Origin of the sequence: Planomicrobium sp. MB-3u-38 (assembly GCF_002836425.1) — a bacterium.
Classification (GTDB): domain Bacteria; phylum Bacillota; class Bacilli; order Bacillales_A; family Planococcaceae; genus Planococcus; species Planococcus okeanokoites.
In genome coordinates, this window is sequence record NZ_PJBO01000076.1 from 1 (window position 1) to 19036 (window position 19036).

21 protein-coding genes are annotated in these 19036 nt (G+C 45.5%); 13 read left to right on the forward strand and 8 right to left on the reverse strand.

Going from position 1 to position 19036, the window contains the following annotated elements; all coding sequences use genetic code 11:
- The first annotated feature begins 298 nt into the window (after positions 1–298).
- Positions 299–763 (forward strand): NUDIX domain-containing protein, encoded by a 465-nt coding sequence (locus CXF70_RS16015; protein ID WP_101803489.1) that lies wholly within the window; start codon positions 299–301, stop codon positions 761–763.
- An 86-nt stretch (positions 764–849) separates the two neighbouring features.
- Here the strand turns inward: CXF70_RS16015 and CXF70_RS16020 are convergent, their stop codons facing one another.
- The 3 genes from CXF70_RS16020 to CXF70_RS16030 all read right to left on the reverse strand — a co-directional run bounded on the left by CXF70_RS16020 (position 850) and on the right by CXF70_RS16030 (position 2332).
- Positions 850–1545: a Na-translocating system protein MpsC family protein gene (locus tag CXF70_RS16020; RefSeq protein ID WP_101803490.1), complete on the reverse strand. Its 696-nt coding sequence runs from the start codon at positions 1543–1545 to the stop codon at positions 850–852.
- 88 nt (positions 1546–1633) lie between these two features.
- On the reverse strand, positions 1634–1858 hold the full coding sequence (locus CXF70_RS16025; protein ID WP_101803491.1) for a hypothetical protein: 225 nt from the start codon (positions 1856–1858) through the stop codon (positions 1634–1636).
- Positions 1859–1876: 18 nt separating this feature from the next.
- Positions 1877–2332 carry a Na-translocating system protein MpsC family protein gene (locus tag CXF70_RS16030; RefSeq protein ID WP_101803492.1) on the reverse strand — a complete coding sequence of 152 codons (456 nt, stop codon included), beginning with the start codon at positions 2330–2332 and terminating at the stop codon, positions 1877–1879.
- An 869-nt stretch (positions 2333–3201) separates the two neighbouring features.
- Here CXF70_RS16030 and CXF70_RS16040 point away from each other — a divergent pair.
- Positions 3202–3675, forward strand: coding sequence for an immunoglobulin-like domain-containing protein (locus tag CXF70_RS16040; RefSeq protein ID WP_101803493.1), 474 nt, complete (start codon positions 3202–3204; stop codon positions 3673–3675).
- 88 nt (positions 3676–3763) lie between these two features.
- Here the strand turns inward: CXF70_RS16040 and CXF70_RS18400 are convergent, their stop codons facing one another.
- Both CXF70_RS18400 and CXF70_RS16045 read right to left on the reverse strand, forming a co-directional pair.
- Positions 3764–3940, reverse strand: coding sequence for a hypothetical protein (locus tag CXF70_RS18400; RefSeq protein WP_199172850.1), 177 nt, complete (start codon positions 3938–3940; stop codon positions 3764–3766).
- 25 nt (positions 3941–3965) lie between these two features.
- Positions 3966–4445 carry a flavodoxin gene (locus CXF70_RS16045; protein WP_101803494.1) on the reverse strand — a complete coding sequence of 160 codons (480 nt, stop codon included), beginning with the start codon at positions 4443–4445 and terminating at the stop codon, positions 3966–3968.
- A 247-nt stretch (positions 4446–4692) separates the two neighbouring features.
- On the opposite strand from CXF70_RS16045, the gene CXF70_RS16050 reads away from it, so the two are divergent.
- From CXF70_RS16050 to CXF70_RS16065, 4 genes are all read left to right on the forward strand, one after another.
- Positions 4693–5190: a hypothetical protein gene (locus CXF70_RS16050; protein ID WP_101803495.1), complete on the forward strand. Its 498-nt coding sequence runs from the start codon at positions 4693–4695 to the stop codon at positions 5188–5190.
- A 27-nt stretch (positions 5191–5217) separates the two neighbouring features.
- Positions 5218–6123 carry a prenyltransferase gene (locus CXF70_RS16055; RefSeq protein ID WP_101803496.1) on the forward strand — a complete coding sequence of 302 codons (906 nt, stop codon included), beginning with the start codon at positions 5218–5220 and terminating at the stop codon, positions 6121–6123.
- Between the two features lie 121 nt (positions 6124–6244).
- Complete coding sequence (gene sdhB / locus CXF70_RS16060) at positions 6245–7021, forward strand: succinate dehydrogenase iron-sulfur subunit (RefSeq protein WP_101803497.1); 777 nt, start codon at positions 6245–6247, stop codon at positions 7019–7021.
- Positions 7022–7079: 58 nt separating this feature from the next.
- Positions 7080–7322 (forward strand): hypothetical protein, encoded by a 243-nt coding sequence (locus CXF70_RS16065; protein ID WP_101803498.1) that lies wholly within the window; start codon positions 7080–7082, stop codon positions 7320–7322.
- Between the two features lie 67 nt (positions 7323–7389).
- On the opposite strand, the gene CXF70_RS16070 is transcribed toward CXF70_RS16065, so the two are convergent.
- The 3 genes from CXF70_RS16070 to CXF70_RS16080 are packed head-to-tail and all read right to left on the reverse strand — an operon-like array spanning position 7390 to position 10039.
- A complete protein-coding gene (locus tag CXF70_RS16070; protein WP_101803499.1) occupies positions 7390–7734 on the reverse strand; it encodes a YflT domain-containing protein in 345 nt (114 codons plus the stop codon).
- A 17-nt stretch (positions 7735–7751) separates the two neighbouring features.
- Positions 7752–9617: an SEC-C metal-binding domain-containing protein gene (locus tag CXF70_RS16075; RefSeq protein WP_101803500.1), complete on the reverse strand. Its 1866-nt coding sequence runs from the start codon at positions 9615–9617 to the stop codon at positions 7752–7754.
- Entirely contained in the window at positions 9614–10039 is a 426-nt protein-coding gene (locus CXF70_RS16080) for a hypothetical protein (RefSeq protein WP_101803501.1), read from the reverse strand. The genes CXF70_RS16075 and CXF70_RS16080 overlap by 4 nt, the downstream gene beginning before the upstream one ends.
- A gap of 202 nt (positions 10040–10241) precedes the next feature.
- Between CXF70_RS16080 and modA the strand changes: the two genes are divergently transcribed.
- From modA to narI, 7 genes are all read left to right on the forward strand, one after another.
- Positions 10242–11012 (forward strand): molybdate ABC transporter substrate-binding protein, encoded by a 771-nt coding sequence (gene modA, locus CXF70_RS16085; protein ID WP_101803502.1) that lies wholly within the window; start codon positions 10242–10244, stop codon positions 11010–11012.
- A complete protein-coding gene (gene modB, locus CXF70_RS16090) occupies positions 11012–11692 on the forward strand; it encodes a molybdate ABC transporter permease subunit (protein WP_199172851.1) in 681 nt (226 codons plus the stop codon). Before modA ends, modB begins: the two co-directional genes overlap by 1 nt.
- Before the next feature lie 5 nt (positions 11693–11697).
- The gene (locus CXF70_RS16095) at positions 11698–12336 is read left to right on the forward strand and encodes an ATP-binding cassette domain-containing protein (RefSeq protein ID WP_101803504.1); all 639 of its coding nucleotides are present in this window, start codon (positions 11698–11700) and stop codon (positions 12334–12336) included.
- A 188-nt stretch (positions 12337–12524) separates the two neighbouring features.
- Positions 12525–16199, forward strand: a complete 3675-nt coding sequence (locus CXF70_RS16100) for a nitrate reductase subunit alpha (RefSeq protein WP_101803505.1) — start codon at positions 12525–12527, stop codon at positions 16197–16199.
- Positions 16189–17775: a nitrate reductase subunit beta gene (narH, locus tag CXF70_RS16105; protein ID WP_101803506.1), complete on the forward strand. Its 1587-nt coding sequence runs from the start codon at positions 16189–16191 to the stop codon at positions 17773–17775. Before CXF70_RS16100 ends, narH begins: the two co-directional genes overlap by 11 nt.
- Positions 17768–18331 carry a nitrate reductase molybdenum cofactor assembly chaperone gene (narJ, locus tag CXF70_RS16110; protein WP_101803507.1) on the forward strand — a complete coding sequence of 188 codons (564 nt, stop codon included), beginning with the start codon at positions 17768–17770 and terminating at the stop codon, positions 18329–18331. The genes narH and narJ overlap by 8 nt, the downstream gene beginning before the upstream one ends.
- On the forward strand, positions 18328–19017 hold the full coding sequence (gene narI, locus CXF70_RS16115; RefSeq protein ID WP_101803508.1) for a respiratory nitrate reductase subunit gamma: 690 nt from the start codon (positions 18328–18330) through the stop codon (positions 19015–19017). The genes narJ and narI overlap by 4 nt, the downstream gene beginning before the upstream one ends.
- Positions 19018–19036 lie beyond the last annotated feature (19 nt).

The window sequence follows — 19036 nt, forward strand, 5'->3', positions numbered from 1 at the left end:
TCATATATGATTAAGAGAAAGACTAAGCGCAGGAGGGGAAGAAAGAACAAATTATGAAACCTTTCCTGACGCAAAATCATAAACAGTTAAAAAAGAGCTGTATATATTTTCAAAAGCAGGAGGACGTTAAACCTGATTCTGATTTGATAGTCGATGGCAGCCGTTCCAGAGAAGAAGTTTGCACTACCATATTGCTGCAGCTTCCATATTAATCTATAAAAATCATAATGTGATTAAAGATTTCAGCTCAAGCCGCATCAACATGGATAATGCGGTAATGAAAAAGGGGAAATGAAAGTTGAAGATCAGAAATTCAGCAAAAGCAGTTATTATTGAAAGGGGAAAGATATTGCTGACAAAAAACGAAGACAGAGAAGGTCCTTTTTATCTTTTTCCAGGCGGTGGGCAGAATCACGGAGAAACTTTGACAGAGGCTTTAAAGAGGGAATGTCTCGAAGAAGCGGGAGCGGGTGTCGATGTAAAAGAACTGCTCCATATTCGAGAATACATCGGCAAAAATCATGAACACGCCTCGTTTGATTCAGCAGTCCACCAGATTGAATATTATTTCCGCTGCAAGCCTCATAGAGCAGCACTGGAGTACTTGCCTCCGACGAACCCGGATTCTCACCAAGCAGGTATTGTTTGGCTGCTGATTGAAGAGTTGGCGAACTACCGCATCTATCCCAAAGCTATTGTCCATCCATTGCAGCAGTTGGTAAAAGGAATCGATTCACCTATTTATCTGGGAGATGTTAATTGAATACGAAATTAAAAATCCGGTTTGCTTCTTTCAGCAAACCGGATTTTTAATGCAGGAACTATTACAGGGGGGATGAGCGGGTCTGTTTATTTTTTAATATCTAATACCATGATGACATAGCCGATATTGGACCCGTTGTCCCAATCCAGAAAAATTTCCTGTATCCGTTTCTCAAAGACAGATTCGAATCCCGCTGCTTCGAGCATCGAACGCTCAAGCGGCCGTTTGGTATATTTAAGGATTTCACTATGGCCATTCCTGATCAACGCTTTTTCAATTTCGGTTAAGACGCCCGTCCAACAAATCAACAATGTCCGGTCGTTGACCCAATATGTATCTGTCTGATGGAGATTACGCTGTAATGTTTTACAAACTTGTTCAAGTTTCATATCAAAGATGACTTTGTCATACTCCGATGGCCATTCGAAATTAAGGGGGTCAGCCTTTTCAGAAGAAACGGCGAGAAATGTACCGGTCTCCAAATCAAGATTCCAGTCCACGTAAAATTCATCGATTGTCCATCCGGCAATTTCCTTCAATTGCCGGCGAATAATGGGTTTCAATTCCTGAACCAATAAATTCCGTGTCTCCAATACACGTTTCCATTCATTTTGCTTCAAAAGGATTTTCTCCATCGTGGTTGTAAAACCTCTGAAATGCATAATGATAAAAGGTCGTTTAATCGTTACATAAACAGAAGTAGGACCTTTTCCAAAATGTTTCCGCAACAGCGTCGATATAAATCCGCCTACTTCTGTTTCAATACTTCTTTCTTTGAGCATGAGATGCAGTTCCTTTCCACCTAGCGATCGTTTGGCATACGTATCCGATGCAATAAACCGAGAATAATTCCATTAGTATCTGTAATTTTTAAGGAGTAGAACGTTTCAGAATCAACACCATATAACTGTATTCCTGATGAAAATCCCAATCGACAAATATCTCTTCAACGGGGCTGGGCAAGAAATGGTCCAGATTGAAGAATTTTGTAATCCTGTATTCCAATGGCCTTTTAGCCAGCTTTAATTCGTCAGCTGCACCATTTTTAATCAATTGTTTCTCTATTTCCACCAGTATGCCGGTCCGTTTAATCAAGAGAATATCGCTGTTCAGTCAAAACAACTCTGTTTTTTCCGGTTTCTTCTGTGTAAGTGAGCTGTTCATTTCGATAATATCTTTTATAGGTCCTTCATGTACGCCAGGAGGAGCGGAAAAGTCGCTTTCAGCATCAGTGTTGCCGGCAATTACCAGCAGCAATGCACTTTCCTTTTCCAAATTCCAATCGAAGAATAGTTCTTTTCCTTTAAAATCAGAAACTGAGCCAAGACCTTCAAGAAAATCATTCTTCAATGAATTCATCATTAAATCTCTGCTCTCCAGCATACGTTTGTTTTCCAGGCGATCGAGCAGCATCTTTTCTGGAGGCAATAAAAAACCGTTTAAATGAATCAACAGGTAGGGAGGGTGAAATTGTACTTCCATTTCTTCAGGGCTTTCGCCGAAATGGTCTTTCAGAAATTTTGATATATAACTTGAAATCTGTGACTGAACGGCCTGACTCTCAGTCATAAGCAACACTCCTTTTATAACAAATGGGGACAAGCGGACGAATCAAACAAGTTCTCAAACAAAAACAACGTTCAATTAAATTTTTGAACAAAAAAAACGCCAAAAAAGAATGTTCCATTCCTTTTTGGCGTTATTGTCAGCTCTATTGTCTGAAATACTCTGCCTGATTCATATAGCGCAATGTTGGGAAGAAGTCGAAGTGACGGACTGTTCCCACACCCCTGTTTAATTACTTTTATAAGTCTACTATACAGAATCTCTTTATTCTTGTAAAGAAAGTCAAAATAGCCCAGATCTATTAACAGTGCCGGTGATATCTTGTCAACTGATGGACTTTTTATGGAGTTTAGTTGGCGCGGAAACACAATTTGAACACTTTGAATAATTTTCTTCTTCAATCAGGCGCTTTACATAGGCAGGGCAGTTCGTAAATTCCCTGTACGCAATCGGGGTGGATACAAACCCGCAGGAATCTCCTGCAAATTGCTGAGAGTGTATGCGTTTACTCTTGTGGTCGATAAAATACTTCATATTTTTCACTCCTTCAGCTGGCCGAAAAATAACGCCGAAAAGAATAAGATCCTTTTCGGCGTTATCGTCAGCACTATTGTCCGGGATACACGACCTACATGTTATTAATTTAAGTACCGAAAAGAACCAACTGTTTATTATCGTTTGAAAAATGTCCATTCTCGGCGAATTTCATGGTTCTACTAACAGAATACTCATTTTTTGTTAAAAAGTAAATAAGAAAATAAATTTTTGATAAATTTTATTTAAACTGCAAAAAGACCGAAAAGGGCGAATTATTGACTGGCATCAAGGATAGAACGGCGGCTCGGGATTATAATAAGAATAGAGGTGAGCTTATGAAATATCTATTGTTCGTTATATCCGTGCTTTTGCTGGCAGCCTGCAGCCAGAACGCTCTGCCCAAAACGCTGAAAGACCCTTCACCCATTCAACAGATACCTGCCAGTTCTGCTGGGCTGACATTGGAATTAGAGGATGATTCCTTTAGCAGGTCGCCATCTGCGATTGAAGCAAGCATGAAAAATGACAGCTTAAAACATTATGATTACGGGGATTATTTTTATATAGAAGTGAAAAAAGAAGATGGTTGGTATATCTTGACCCATTCAGATGCTGTGTTTATCGAGAATCCGCATCTCACTGATTTTGGCCATGTACTCTTGTCAGGCAGCCGTATTAAACAGTCTTTTTCTTTCGATTTACTGAAAGTCACATTGCCGGCTGGAGAATATCGTCTCATCAAAACGTTTCTGTCGAAGGAACAGCCGTTCCATGAAATCTCACTTTCCGCGCCGTTTACGGTTAGCTGAAAGAAACATAAAAGGAGCCTGATCACCGTTTTACCGGTTGATCAGGCTCCTTTTATTGAATCGGTTTTGTTAAAACAGGGAACAAACTTCATTTTGTATTTTCACTATCGTTCGAGTATGTTTCAGCCGCCATTGCTGCTTCTTTTTCTTTCAGTTTCAGATGTGGTTCAGTGTATTTTGCAATAATTGTGCCGTTGCCGAGGCCTTCATTGATCATCCGGTCGACTTCATTTCCGCAATTGCAGGATTGCTGTTGGTTTTTCATGTTTGTTCCTCCTCAAATTATTTTTTTATCCAGCCGTTCTGTTTTCGGTGGCATCTTCCAGGCTCTGTTGAAATAAATCTGCCAGTTTTTTGATGGACAAAAGTTCTTCCTCTTCATCAGGAAAAAGATCCACTTTGACACTTTCTTCTATTACTATTGCATTCAATCGCTTAAATTCCTCTTTCATTACATCCACGGCTTCGCAGAATTGAAAATACGCTGTGTCTCCGGAACCGAAAACGCCGACCACTTTTCCGGATAAATCAATAGATGCAAGATTGTCAGTAAAAACTTCCGTCTCAAAAGGAAGGTCCCCGTCATCATAGGTATAGGTGCCAAAAAGGATACCGTCATAATTCAGCAATTCCTCAGCGTCCACTTCACCCATTTCCATATTTTTCATAACGACATCAAATTCGCTCCGGTTTATATATTCTTCCAATAAACTGGCGATCTCTTCGGTGTTCCCTGTGGAGCTTGTATACAGGATGAGCACTCGTTTCATCGTAAACACTCCTGTCTGAATCCTTAAGCTTTCTCCCTATAAACCAAGTTTAAAGCAGAACTTCAAATAAAAACTTGATGGGAATCAAGTTGAACGATAAGTCCTTGAAATGAATAGTTTTTTACTGGAAAAATTGCTTTATATGGTCGGATGTTGATGCAGGTCAAGGGGTTTTCGTTCAAATGATCCTATACTGAAGTCAATACCACTCATACTGAAAAATCATATTAAGAAAGAAGTGATAATCATGAATTGGATGCTCCATCAACTCGTTTTAAGTATCCATATCCTGCTTGGTATCGCATGGGTGGGAGGCATTTTGTTTGTAGGCTGGGGAGTTTTTCCGGTTGCTGCAAAAATGGATACGATGAGCAGGCAAAAACTTCTTGTGATGCTGATGCAATGGATCCATCATAAATTCACTTTTATAGGCTCAGGCGTCATTTTGACAGGTCTGCTTCTCGGCAGCGTCCTGGGTCCAGTGCGGGATTTCGATACAGCAATGAACTCTGCTTACGGACACAATTTAATCCTGGCTTTTACTGTCGGGGTTCTGACACTTTTATGGGGTGTTTTTGTCAGCTACCGGTTTTCCATTAAAGTTTTGACTCATGATACCATCTGGAAAATGGCGGATAACGGTTATCCCCGCCTGTTGAAAAACGCAATGCGCAGCGTAACGATTGTGTCTGGCGTTGAAGTTGTCGGATTCTTGAGCTTAATGGCTATTATGCTGTCGTTTTAACAGTCTGAAGAGGAAGGTGCGAAGGATATGATCAATTTAATGAAAACCCAAAATTATTCATACCGTGCCTCATGGCTGGCGCTGCTGCGGCCCATGACCTTGACGGGCACTATCAGCCCGGCAATTGCGGGCGGAGCATTTGCTGCACAAACCGGAACAGTGGATATTACAGTTTTCATCGTATTTATAACATCCGCTTTGCTGGTCCAGATGGCGGTCAATATATTCAATGATTATTTTGATTTTGTGCATGGCCAGGATATCGATAAATGGGAAGAGACCGAATCCAGTGGATTTTCCAAAAAACCGATCTTTTCTCAATTGCCGGCTGTTGCAGCTGCATTGCTTCTTATTGCGGCAGTTCTGGGCATTTGGCTTGCAGTACACAGCAGTTATTGGATTTTAGTTGTGGGTGCCATCAGCATTGCTGCAGGGATATATTACTCAGCAGGTAAACCTTCTTTAGCTTCAATTGGCGCTGGTGAATTAGTTGCCGCTGTGTTCCTGGGATTTGTAGTAACCAGTCTGGCATTTGTTGTGGAAGGGGGCGGCTTCAATTGGGAAATCATAGCGGTCGCATTTCCATATGCTGCACTCATTGCTTCTATGATCCTGGTGAATAATATTCGGGATATAGAAAAAGACAGAGGTTTCCGCTGTACGCTCGCCATAACATTTGGCCGGCGGAAAGCTATGATGCTGCTGGGCTTTTTGATTACTGTGCCTTATATTTGGCTGCTGGGACTGAATGCTTCTGGAATTACCGGATGGCCTACAGCCATTGTGTTTTTGGCATTGCCGATCGCTTTTTGGCTCCGATGGAAATTAAGGGAAGGTGCACCGCGTGAAGATGAAAGGGATGCCATGAAATGGGCAGCCTGGCATCATTGGGTATTCGGCTTACTGTTCGCTTTCGGAATTGCAATCGGGTAAAAGGGCTTTGTTTTATTTTTGAATGTTATTTTGAATAATCAGATTATTAATGCTAAAATTAATGAGAACCATTCTGAGTAGCTGACTTGTTGCGAAATGAGAATTATATAGAAGGGGATGGATGGCATTGGGTGAAGCAGCTAAAACGGTCATCTTTGAAATTGAACGGAGAGACACGCCGGACGAGAAATCGTATTGGGAAAAATTCGAATTGCCGTACCGGATGAATATGAATGTCATTTCGGCATTGATGGAAATCCGTCGAAACCCTATTAATATGGAAGGGAAAAAAACCACACCTGTCGCATGGGATATGAATTGCCTCGAAGAAGTTTGCGGCGCCTGCTCGATGGTCATCAACGGCAAAGCGCGGCAGTCATGCACGGCATTGGTCGATCAGCTGGAACAGCCCATCCGCCTTCAGCCGATGAGCACTTTTCCGGTGGTACGGGATCTGGTCATCGACCGCAGCACGATGTTCAATACATTGAAGAAATTAAAGGCATGGATTCCGATTGACGGCACCTATGATTTGGGCGAAGGTCCGCGCATGCCTGAGCGGAAACGCCAATGGGCTTACGAATTATCCAAATGTATGACTTGCGGCGTGTGCCTTGAAGCCTGTCCGAACGTCAATGATAAATCGGAATTTATCGGCGCTGCACCGATTTCCCAGGTCCGCCTGATGAATGCGCATCCGACAGGAGCCATGAATAAAGACGAACGCCTGACTTTACTGATGGGACCTGGAGGAATCCAGCAATGCGGCATGGCGCAGAATTGCGTGGAATCCTGCCCGAAAGGGATCCCGCTGACAACTTCCATCTCTTCGATGAACAGAGACACCACGATTCAAATGTTCCGCAACTTCTTTGGAAGCGACCGGATGGTGGATTAGTTTCAAAATGGTTCGGATGGGGAAGTCGTACTTAAAGAAGGAAAGAGGAGGAATTCATATGACAATTGATAATAGCCCCGAAGAAAAGTATACCAGCCGGACCGAACGCGAAGAAATTGGTCGCAGGACGAATGCAGGATTTGCGCGTGTTGAACGGGCAGAAGTCGAAGAAGGTGCAAGTGATATTCCTACAGGGCCGGTCGGACAAAAATTAACGGAAGATGAAATCCGACGCCGTGTCGGCGAAGGGAATTTTGAAACCGCGAAAGACGACCGCCAGACAAACTCGATCAACAGCTGATATTTCTATAGAAAAAGCTGAACCAAGCCGATCATTCGGCTTGGTTCAGCTTTTTTTGATGATTTTGTTAAAATGAAAAACCTTCCGGCATGTTCTTCACTACCACCACTACTTTATGATCTTCAACCGATTTTTCCAAAAATTCAGCTTCAGCACGGCTGAAACCAAGCTCTTCAAATTGGTTGATCAACACAGCTTCTTTGGAACTGAATAAATTTGAAATTGCCGTGTTTACACCTGTCTCCGACATTCCGATTTTATTGGCGTCAGCCATTTTCACTAAATCATTGGTCCGTTTCGTGTCGTCGGTAAAGATGTAAATATCCCCAGGCAGTACGCCTTCGGTCTTTATATGTTCGATATCCCTGATAGCTTCATCATCTTGACGGTATTCCATGTAACTTAACGTCATTTCTGCACCTCCAGATTTTATTGAAGCAGTCCAGGCGCCAGGAATGACCAGATCAACTGGGCTTCTTCCGGTGAACGCGGTGTAATGACAGCTTTTTTGGGATAAGGCAAAGCGGCTGGGCGTTTCTCAATATGCTTTTTAACGTAAGGGTTCTGCTCCAATGCCTGCTTGAACATCTCCTGGGTTGCACGCGAATGCACGCTCCGTTTTCGTTCGATCAGCCATTTGAACCAGGCATAGAACGCATTATCAGAAAATTCATCTTCATAATGTTCAATGAGGCTTTCCGCTTCTTTCAGCCGTCCGAGCGCGATGAGCGAAGAAACGGCCAGATACCGGGCACCTTGATGGTCAGCCGGGTTCAGCTGAAGCAGTTTCTGGAATTCATCAAATGATTTGCCGAATTCATCCCGCTCCCAGAAATGGATTCCGAGAAGGAATACAGCCCGCAGATATGGCCGGTTTGCAATATAAAGCCATGAAACTTCCATTTCATGTTCGTAATGCAATTTTCCGCTGGCAATAGCTTTTTCCAGTAATGATTTCTTCACTGACGGATCCATTTCCATTTCAGCGGCAAGCAGGAATCCGTCCGGTAGCAGCGGATCAAATTGCTGGACCTTTTGAAGCTCTTCAGCGGAAACGGAATAGATGCCTTTCGAGAATAATTCATAGGCGAGAAGCTGCGCCTTTTCAGAATCGGACTTCGGTTTATAAGGCTTCGCATGGTAGTACTCCATCTGGCGCTTCAAAGCCGCTTCGCTGGCAATCGCAGCATGTTTCAAATGCATGAACAGCTGCCAGTTCTGCAGTTCATTGGCTTTCGGGTTTGTCCCGACTTCGAACGCATATGCCGCTTCTTTTTCCTGTTCGGCTACCGTTTCAAGGTAGAAAGTCTGAAGTTCATCTGCAAACAACTCGATTTCTTGTTGATCGGCTCCAAAGACATCCGCCAACCGGGCAGATGTCCAGTCTAATTTGATAAGTTTCTGATTGATTCCAAATAGAACGGCACCACCAATTGCGGCAGCTTGAACTTCAGGAAGTGGTTTCAGGTAATGGAAAAAAGTTTCGATCAGATCGTCACTTTTGAGATCCTGCTCAATCAGGAATTGTTCGAGCTGTTCCACAGATTTCAGCACGCCATCCCTAACTTCCTGCGCACCGCGAAGGCCGCTTGAAAACATCTGATAGACCGAAATGATGTTTTGTTTGTAGAATTGCTGCTCATTATCCGTTTGCGAAGTGCTGTACATATTTTTCAGCTTTTCGACCGTTTCCGGATTCACGTCCACCGCCGTCGTTACACTGTTCAACGCCATGACGAAGCGATCGCTGATGCGGTGGTCGGGCAAATAAAAGCCGAGAGCGATATTTCCGGCTTCTGCCGGGAAAGATTCATTGACATCAATTTCGTATATTTCCTGAGACAGCAAATCACGCATTTGCGCCCGGTAATCCGAAACGGAAAGAATTTCGCCTGCCAAAAAGGCAGGATTCGACCAGCTCGTGAGAATCTGACGAATTTGCGGACGCTGTTCCTGCCGGATTTTTCCCTCGATAAATGAGTTCCAAATATCAGCCTGTTGTGAAAAGAAATAAACATCTCCGATAATCCCGCCGGATTTTTCTTCTCCATATAACGGGACCAGGAGATCTTCGGTTTTATTTTTCCATTCCACCAGTCCTTTTTGCTGGGAAGGGCGGGGGTGGCTGCTGAAAAAGTCCTGAAGCACTGCCTGTAAAACAAGGTTTTGTTCCTGCACCAGCCCATTTTCTGTCTCGTTTACACCGCAGCATTTTTTATATTTTTTTCCGCTGCCGCATGTGCATGGATCATTTCTTCCGACTGTCACTGTGTTATCTCCGTGATGGCGCGTCATTTTGTATGCTCCCCGAGCAATAAGCGTTCTTCGTCGCGGCTATGTATCTCGTTCACCACTAACAGCGCATGGAATTGCTTCATCACATCATACGTCAAGCCTTCCTCTTTCAGCATCGTTGTAATGTCTGCGGCGATTATGCGCAGCAGATCATGGTCGCGCGTCAATTTAGCCACAGTATCTTCAAGCGCGGGATTTTTATCGAGCATTTCCTGATAGAATCCTTCTTCTTCTGCATTTGCATGGCTGATGATGCGGGTTTCCCAGTATTCAAGCAAATGTTCTGCTGCCTGCATGGCGACTTCAAATTCCTTTGCTCTCAGCAAATCTTCTATTTCTTCAGTTTTAGCGATCGCCCCGGATAAGGCTCCTTGATGTATCGCGTGATGTGCATGCAGCTGGCTCAATGACGGTCCTGACATTCTGCTTCATCCTCTCTCATTTTTCCTCAGTATAGCATGGAAAAAAGTGCAATTTTTCTGCTAAGGGCATTCCCTTACCGAAAAAGGGAATGCCCTTATATGGTAGAATTATTTTAAGCTTTAAGCTTTACATAATGCAGTTTCCTGAACGTTTTTGGAACTCAAATAAAACCGGTTTCCTTGCGGGGAGAGGATTAAATAGATGAAAAAAGCTGTTTTATTGATAATTACCGGGATTCTGCTCAGCGCGTGCGGCAATACTTCCGCCGGCAGCAGTGATGAACTCCTGATTTCCGCAGCATCCAGCCTGTCAGAGGCGATGCAGGCTGCTGAAAAAGAATTTCAGGAAAAACATCCCGATATTGAGCTGGCATTCAATTATGGCTCTTCGGGCAAATTGAGAAATCAGATCCAGCAAGGGGCACCGGCTGATCTTTTTTTATCGGCAAGTGTTAAAGACATGGACCAGCTGTCGGACGACGGCCTTATAATAGAAGGAACTGCCCAAAACTTCGCCCAAAACCGTCTGGTGCTTGCGTCAGCTGAAAAACTGGACGGAACCGATCTGAAGAAAATACTGGAAGGCACCGACAAGATGATTGCAGTCGGCGAACCGGAAAGTGTGCCGGTCGGTTTCTATACCAAAGAAGCCTTGACGAATCTCGGTTTGTGGGAAGAAATTGAAGGAGAGCTGATTTTCGCCAAAGATGCGCGCCAGGTTTTGAGTTATGTCGAAAGCGGAAATGCCGAAATGGGCTTTGTCTATTCATCGGATGCCCGGATATCAACAACACTGGAAACCATTATCGAGGTTCCGCAAAATGGCAGTGAAATCATCTATCCAGCCGCAGTAATCGAGAGCTCTGCCAACCCGCAGGCCGCCGGCTATTTTCTGGAATTCCTGCTGAGTGATGAAGGGCAGAAACTGCTTGAAAGTTATGGGTTTGCCCCTGCCAAAGGAGAGCTTCGCTGATGCCGTATGATTTGTCGCCATTTTTCTTATCATTAAGAGTCGCACTTATTTCAACTTTTTTTGTTTTCATCATCAGTATCCTGCTCGTCCGTTTCATGAGCAGGCGGGATTTTTTCGGCAAAAGTTTTGTCGAGGCAGTGATTTTGCTGCCGCTCGTTTTGCCGCCGACTGTTATCGGTTTCGCGTTGATTTATCTGTTCGGCATGAACGGCCCGCTGGGAATTTTACTGGAGGAATGGTTCGGTATCCGGATTGTGTTCACGTGGGTCGGAGCCGTCATCGCGTCGTTTGTGGTATCTTTGCCATTGATGTATCAAAGCGCATTCGCTGCTTTTGAAAAAGTTGATCCACGCTGGGAAAATGTCGCGAGGACAATGGGCATCGGCGAATGGCGCATTTTCCGCACCATCACATTTCCGCTTGCCTGGCCGGGAATTTTTGCCGGGTTGATCCTGTCGTTCGCCAGAGGCCTGGGAGAATTCGGTGCCACGTTGATGATCGCCGGCTATATTCCCGGGCAGACGGAAACAGTGCCGCTCGCCATTTATTTCGCTTATGAAGCCGGGCAGATGGAAAAAGCGGCTTTTTGGGTGATCGTCATTTCGTCTTTGGGACTGGCTGTTATGTCCTGGCTCAATTACTGGAGAAAAAAGAACGGCATCCGCCTGGGAAGGGAGTAATTGCGATGTTGACTGTGAATTTCAGCAAACAGCTTGAAAAATTCAGATTGGATATGGATTTTCATTTGAATAAAGAAATCCTGGCGCTCACCGGGCCATCGGGTTCAGGGAAAACGACGCTGCTGAATTGTATCGCGGGAATCGTGCAGCCGGACCGGGGTGAAATTGTGCTCAATGGCCGAACATTTTTCGGCGGCACAAGGAAACCCCTGAAAATCCAAAAACGGAAAGTGGGTTATCTGTTTCAGGATTATGCGCTGTTCCCTCATTTCACCGCAGAAAAAAACATTCTCTACAGTTTGCCGAGGGGCTCAGACCTCACGCATATCAATGAATTGACTGAGCTTCTTGGCATCAAAGAGATCTTGTCCAAATACCCTCACCAGATTTCAGGCGGCGAAAAACAGCGTGTGGCACTTGCGCGGGCACTTGCCGCCAAGCCCGCCATCCTGCTGCTGGACGAACCTTTTTCAGCGCTCGATGACGAAACGCGCGACCGCTGCCAAATGGAGCTGATGCGCATCCATCAGGCATGGGAAATTCCTGTCATTTTCGTCACGCACCGCAAAACTGACGCAGAAAAACTCGCTCACCGCATGATCCGCATCGAAAAAGGTCAAATGTCCGAATACCATCCAAGCTAAGCATTCCTCTTATTTTTAGAGGGATGCTTATTTTTTTGATTTTTTCGAACAAGGGAGTTTCAGGGGTTCAATAGGACTTTCCCTAATGGGAACTTATTCTTGTGAAATCCATAATGGAGATATACGAATGATATGGAATTGATTCCCTGTCAAAGTCTTTCATTCTGAGAAGGAGTGTTTAAGAGCATATGAAAAAAAGATTCGGATTCAATTTTTTCAAACCGATTGAAAGTTACTCAGGAAGCTGGTCGATACTCGAAGAAAAAAGCAGAGACTGGGAAAACATGTACCGCCAAAGATGGTCGCACGATAAAGTGGTCCGCACCACACACGGCGTTAACTGTACCGGCTCCTGCAGCTGGAAAGTTTTTGTGAAGAACGGAATCATCACATGGGAAAATCAGCAGATCGACTACCCGTCATGCGGACCCGATATGCCGGAATTTGAACCCCGCGGATGTCCACGCGGCGCAACATTTTCCTGGTACGAGTACAGCCCGCTGCGTGTGAAATACCCTTATATGCGCGGCCGTTTATGGCGGCTGTGGAAAGCGGCGCGGAGTACTCACGCTAACCCGGTGGAAGCCTGGGCAAGCATTGTGGAAGATCCGGAAAAAGCGCAATTCTATAAATCGGCCCGCGGCAAAGGCGGCCATATCCGCGTGAACTGGGAAGACGCTTTGGAATTGATCGCTGCTCAATTGATCTACACGATCCAAAAATATGGTCCTGACCGCATTGCCGGTTTCACGCCGATTCCAGCGATGTCGATGGTCAGCTACGCATCAGGGGCACGTTTCCTTTCACTGCTTGGCGGGCAGATGCTGAGTTTTTACGACTGGTACGCGGATCTTCCGCCGGCTTCACCGCAAATTTGGGGAGAGCAGACAGATGTACCGGAATCTTCGGATTGGTATAATGCCGGCTATTTGATGATGTGGGGGTCGAACGTTCCAATGACTCGTACACCGGATGCACACTTTATGACAGAAGTGCGTTATAAAGGAACAAAAGTCGTTTCCGTGGCTCCCGATTTCGCGGAAAACGTAAAGTTTGCGGATAACTGGCTCGCGCCGAATCCAGGAAGTGACGCGGCTTTGGCGCAGGCCATGACGCATGTAATTCTGGATGAATTTTACCAGCAGCGGAAAGAGCCGATGTTCATCAATTACGCAAAACAATATACCGATATGCCGTTCATGGTACTGCTGGATCCTCATGAAGATACGCTGAAAGGCGGTCGTTTCCTCCGGTCAAGCGATTTAGGCGATGCTTCCCAGCATTCAGACTGGAAATCGGTCATTTATGATGAAGCAATCGAAGGTTTGATGGTTCCAAACGGAACGATGGGGCAGCGATGGGAAGAAGACAAGAAATGGAATTTAATTCTTGAAAATGAAGACGGCAGCAAAGTGGAACCTGCTTTGTCAGTCGAAGGTCACGGCGAAGAATGGGTCGAAATCGCATTCCCTTATTTTGACAATGCCGGTAATGGCGTCTTCAAGCGGGTGGTTCCGGCCAAGAAAATCGTTTTGGCTGATGGCACTGAGCGTTATGCATGTACGGTGTATGATTTGATGATGAGCCAATACGGCGTCCCAAGAATCGACAGCCCGTTGAACGCCAAAGATTATTTTGATGAAGATTCCCATTACACACCGGCCTGGCAGGAAAAAATCACTTCGGTCAAAGCTTCGATTGTTGTGCAGATCGCCCGTGAATTTGCACAGAACTCAATCGATACAGGCGGACGTTCGATGATCATCATGGGTGCAGGCATCAATCACTGGTTTAACAGCGATACCATCTACCGCGCCATTTTAAATCTTGTCGTGCTGACTGCATCTCAAGGTGTCAACGGCGGCGGCTGGGCACATTATGTCGGCCAGGAAAAATGCCGTCCGATTGAAGGCTGGTCAACGATCGCTTTTGCAAAAGACTGGCAGGGACCTGCACGTCTGCAGAATGCAACTTCGTTTTTCTATTTTGCAACAGAACAATGGCGTTACGAAGAAAGCGGCACGGACAGTTTGAAATCGCCGACAGGTGGAGAAGTCAGCTATCAGCATCCGGCTGATTATAATGTGCTGGCAGCGCGTCTTGGGTGGCTGCCTTCGTATCCGCAATTCGAGAAAAACAGCCTCGTATTTGCGGAAGAAGCCGCACAGCAAGGCAAGAAAACCAATAAAGAAATTATCGATCACGCTGTTGAACAAGTGACTTCAAGAAAAACCAAGTTTTCGATAGAAGATCCCGGAGCACCGGAAAACTTCCCGCGTTCGCTTTTCATCTGGCGCTCGAATCTGATTTCCAGTTCAGCAAAAGGCCAGGAATACTTCATGAAACATTTGCTGGGAGCTTCCGACGGCTTGCTTGCTGAACCGAATACAGAACAGAAACCGGAGGAGATTGTCTGGAGAGAAGATGTTGTCGGGAAGCTGGATTTGATGGTCGCACTTGATTTCCGTATGACTTCGACACCGCTTTATGCAGATATCGTCTTGCCGGCAGCGACATGGTATGAGAAAACGGATTTATCTTCAACGGATATGCATCCGTTTGTCCATCCATTCAATCCGGCCGTCAACCCGCTGTGGGAGTCGCGGTCCGACTGGGACATCTATAGCAAACTCGCAGAAAAATTCTCAGAAATGGCGAAAACACATTTGCCTGGAGTTTATAAAGATGTCGTCATCACACCGCTTGCCCATGACACTGTTAGTGAAATCGCGCAGCCGATGGGTCTTGTAAAAGACTGGACGAAAGGTGAAATTGCCGCTGAGCCCGGCAAGACGATGCCGAACTTCAGTATTGTCGAACGCGATTACACCAAAATCCATGATAAATACATTTCGCTTGGACCGAATTTAGTGGTCGGCAAAACGGGTGCACATGGCGTCAGCTTCTCTGTCGCTGATGAGTACGAAGAACTGAAACATATTAATGGAACTTTCTTTGATGAATCCATCAAGAACGGCCTGCCGAAAATCCAGACGGCGCGGCAGGTGGCAGATGCGATGCTGAATCTTTCTTCAGCTACAAACGGCCGTGTTTCACAAAAAGCCTATATAGAAGCAGAAAAAGATACTGGAGTGGAACTGAGAGATATTTCGGCTGACCGCGCTGCTGAAAAAATTACGTTCCAGAGCATTACCGTCCAGCCGCGAGAAGTCATTCCGACGCCAGTCTTCTCAGGATCCAATAAGATGGGGCGCCGCTACTCACCGTTTACGACTAATATTGAACGGCTCGTGCCTTTCCGCACATTGACCGGCAGACAGCATTTCTATATCGACCATGAAATCTTCCAGCAATACGGAGAAGCGCTGCCGATCTACAAACCGACTTTGCCGCCGATGGTTTTCGGTGCAAATGACAAGGTGGTCAAAGGCGGAGTCGATTCCCTTGTGCTGCGCTATTTGACACCGCACGGCAAATGGAATATCCATTCCACTTACCAGGATAACCAGCATATGCTGACGTTATTCCGCGGCGGCCCTACGGTTTGGATCAATAACGAAGACGCCGACACACATAACATAAATGACAACGACTGGCTCGAAGTCTATAACCGAAATGGTGTAGTCACAGCGCGCGCAGTCGTCAGCCACCGGATGCCGCGGGGCACAATGTTCATGTACCATGCACAGGACAAGCACATCAATGTTCCCGGTTCTGAAATTACCGATACACGAGGCGGCAGCCATAACGCACCAACCCGAATCCATATGAAACCGACACAAATGGTCGGCGGATACGCGCAGCTCAGCTATGGCTTCAATTATTACGGGCCGATCGGCAATCAGCGTGATGAGTATGTAGCTGTCCGGAAAATGAAGGAGGTAGACTGGCTTGAAAATTAAAGCACAAGTAGCAATGGTGATGAACCTTGATAAATGCATCGGCTGCCACACGTGCAGTGTGACGTGCAAAACGACTTGGACCAACCGTAAAGGTGCCGAGTATATGTGGTTCAACAACGTGGAAACCAAACCTGGCATCGGTTACCCGAAACGCTGGGAAGACCAGGAGCTTTACAAAGGCGGCTGGCAGCTCCGCAAAGGGAAATTGGAACTTAAATCCGGAAATAAACTGTCCAAAGTCGCTTTAGGGAAAATCTTCTATAATCCCGATATGCCTGAGATGAAAGATTATTACGAGCCCTGGACTTATAATTACGAGCACTTGACGAATGCAGGGGAATCGGAACATTCCCCTGTAGCTCGTGCACATTCTGCCATCACGGGAGAAAAGATGGATCTTGAATGGGGCCCGAACTGGGAGGATGACTTGGCAGGGGCACATATTACGGGTCCACTGGATCCGAATATCCAGAAAATCGAAGAAGAGATCAAATTCAATTTTGAAAAATCCTTCATGATTTATTTGCCGCGATTATGTGAGCACTGTCTGAATCCAAGTTGTGTGGCTTCTTGTCCATCTGGCGCCATCTATAAACGGGAAGAAGACGGAATCGTTCTGGTCGATCAGGAAGCATGCCGCGGCTGGCGTTATTGCATGACCGGCTGTCCGTACAAGAAAGTCTATTTCAACTGGCAGACAAACAAAGCTGAAAAATGCACATTCTGCTTCCCGCGGATTGAATCCGGCTTGCCGACCGTTTGCTCTGAAACATGCACAGGAAGGATCCGTTATCTCGGTGTCTTGCTTTATGACGCCGACCGCGTGTTGGAAGTGGCATCGACGCCGGATGAAAAAGACCTTTATAAAGCACAATGCGATTTATTCATCGATCCGTTTGATCCTGACATGATTGCACAAGCCCGCAAAGACGGCATTTCGGAAGACTGGATTGAAGCTGCACAGAATTCGCCGGTCTACAAACTGGCTATTGAACACCAATTGGCGTTCCCGCTCCATCCTGAATACCGGACGCTTCCGATGGTTTGGTATGTGCCGCCGCTCAGCCCGATCATGAATTACTTTGAAGGCAAGGATTCCATTAAGAATCCGGACATGATTTTCCCGGCAATCGAAGAAATGCGTACGCCTATTCAATACCTTGCCAATATGCTGACTGCGGGGGATACCGTCACGGTCAAGCATTCACTTCAGCGGATGGCGATGATGCGTTCTTATATGCGCGCGTTATCTTCCGGCAAAGAGTTTGACAACAGCCGGCTTGAACGTGTGGGCATGACGCCTCATCAGACTGAATCCATGTATCGTTTGCTGGCTATTGCAAAATACGAAGATCGCTTTGTCATTCCGAGCACACACCGAGAAGGACGCGTCAACCCTTATCGTGCGCAAGGTATGGAAGGTTTTGATACAGACGGCATGGGTGGCTGGGGCACTGAATCCGGTGGATCGTGTGACGGCTGCGGTCCTGCTAGCCCGAGTCCGACTGGCACTGCAACCAAAACTGGCAAGGAAATTTATGAAGAGAACTTCTACGGGGGGATTTGGCGTGATTAACCTCGAAAAATTGTATGGCTTCAAAGAATCGTTCGGATTTTTTGCCCACCATTTAACCTATCCTGAAAAACTGGATTTCCATCCGAAAATGATTGAAGAATCATTTTCGGAAGTCCATCCAGCTCTTGTTCATGTCAAAGAGTATTGGCAGCAGATGCACGAGATCAGTTTGGATGAAATTCAGGAGATGTATACGGATACGTTCGATTTTCAAAAAGACTGCACATTGTTTATGACTTATTTTAAATTTGAAGATGCCAAAGAACGTGGACAGATGCTTGCTAAATTGAAAGTGCTTTATGAAATGTATGGGCTTGAAATGCCGGAGTCGGAGCTGTCGGATTTTCTGCCGCTGATGTGTGAATTCCTTTACGCGGCTGAATGGCTTGGCGACCCCCGTTCTCCACAGAGCTTTGGATTGCTGATAGCTGTCCTGGAAGACGGCACTTATCACTTGCTGCAGTCACTCGAAAAGCATGGAAGCCCTTATTTCCACTTAGTCAAAGGCTTGCGGGAAACATTCAAGGCATGTATTGAACAGGAGGTTCAAGCATGAATGCGTTAAATCAATTTCTTTGGGTGATTTTCCCCTATTTTTGCATAGCCGTTTTTATTTTCGGCCATATCTACAGGTACCGGGTTGATAAGTTCAGCTGGACCGCGAAATCCAGTGAATTCATCGAGAAAAAACAATTGATGATCGGCAGTTTATTGTTCCACTTGGGCATTATTCCTGTCATTTTTGGCCATATCGGGGGCCTTGCCGTACCAAAATCATGGATGCATGCAGTAGGGGTGAATGACCATCTCTACCATATCGGCGCAATCTATATCGGAGGCTTTTTCGGATTCGTTACATTGATCGGCATGTTCATCCTGACATTCCGCAGATTTTCGAAGAAAAATGTAAGGCAATTGAGTTCATTTTCCGATTTGGCGGTAAACTCATTGTTGCTGTTCATCGTCATCATGGGAATGTACGCGACTGTTGTGACGAATGCTGTACAGCCAGATTTCGATTACCGGACCACTATTTCAGTTTGGTTCCGCGGATTGTTCTTTTTAAATCCGAACCCCGCATTGATGACTGTCGTGCCACTTTCTTTCCAGATTCATGTCATTACAGGCTTTGCGATATTTGCTTTCTGGCCATTCACCAGGCTCGTCCATGTTTGGAGTGTTCCATTGAATTATGTTGGCAGAAGTTATATTCTATACAGAAGACATAAACCAACCAATTGAAAAAGAGGGCTTCCTCTTT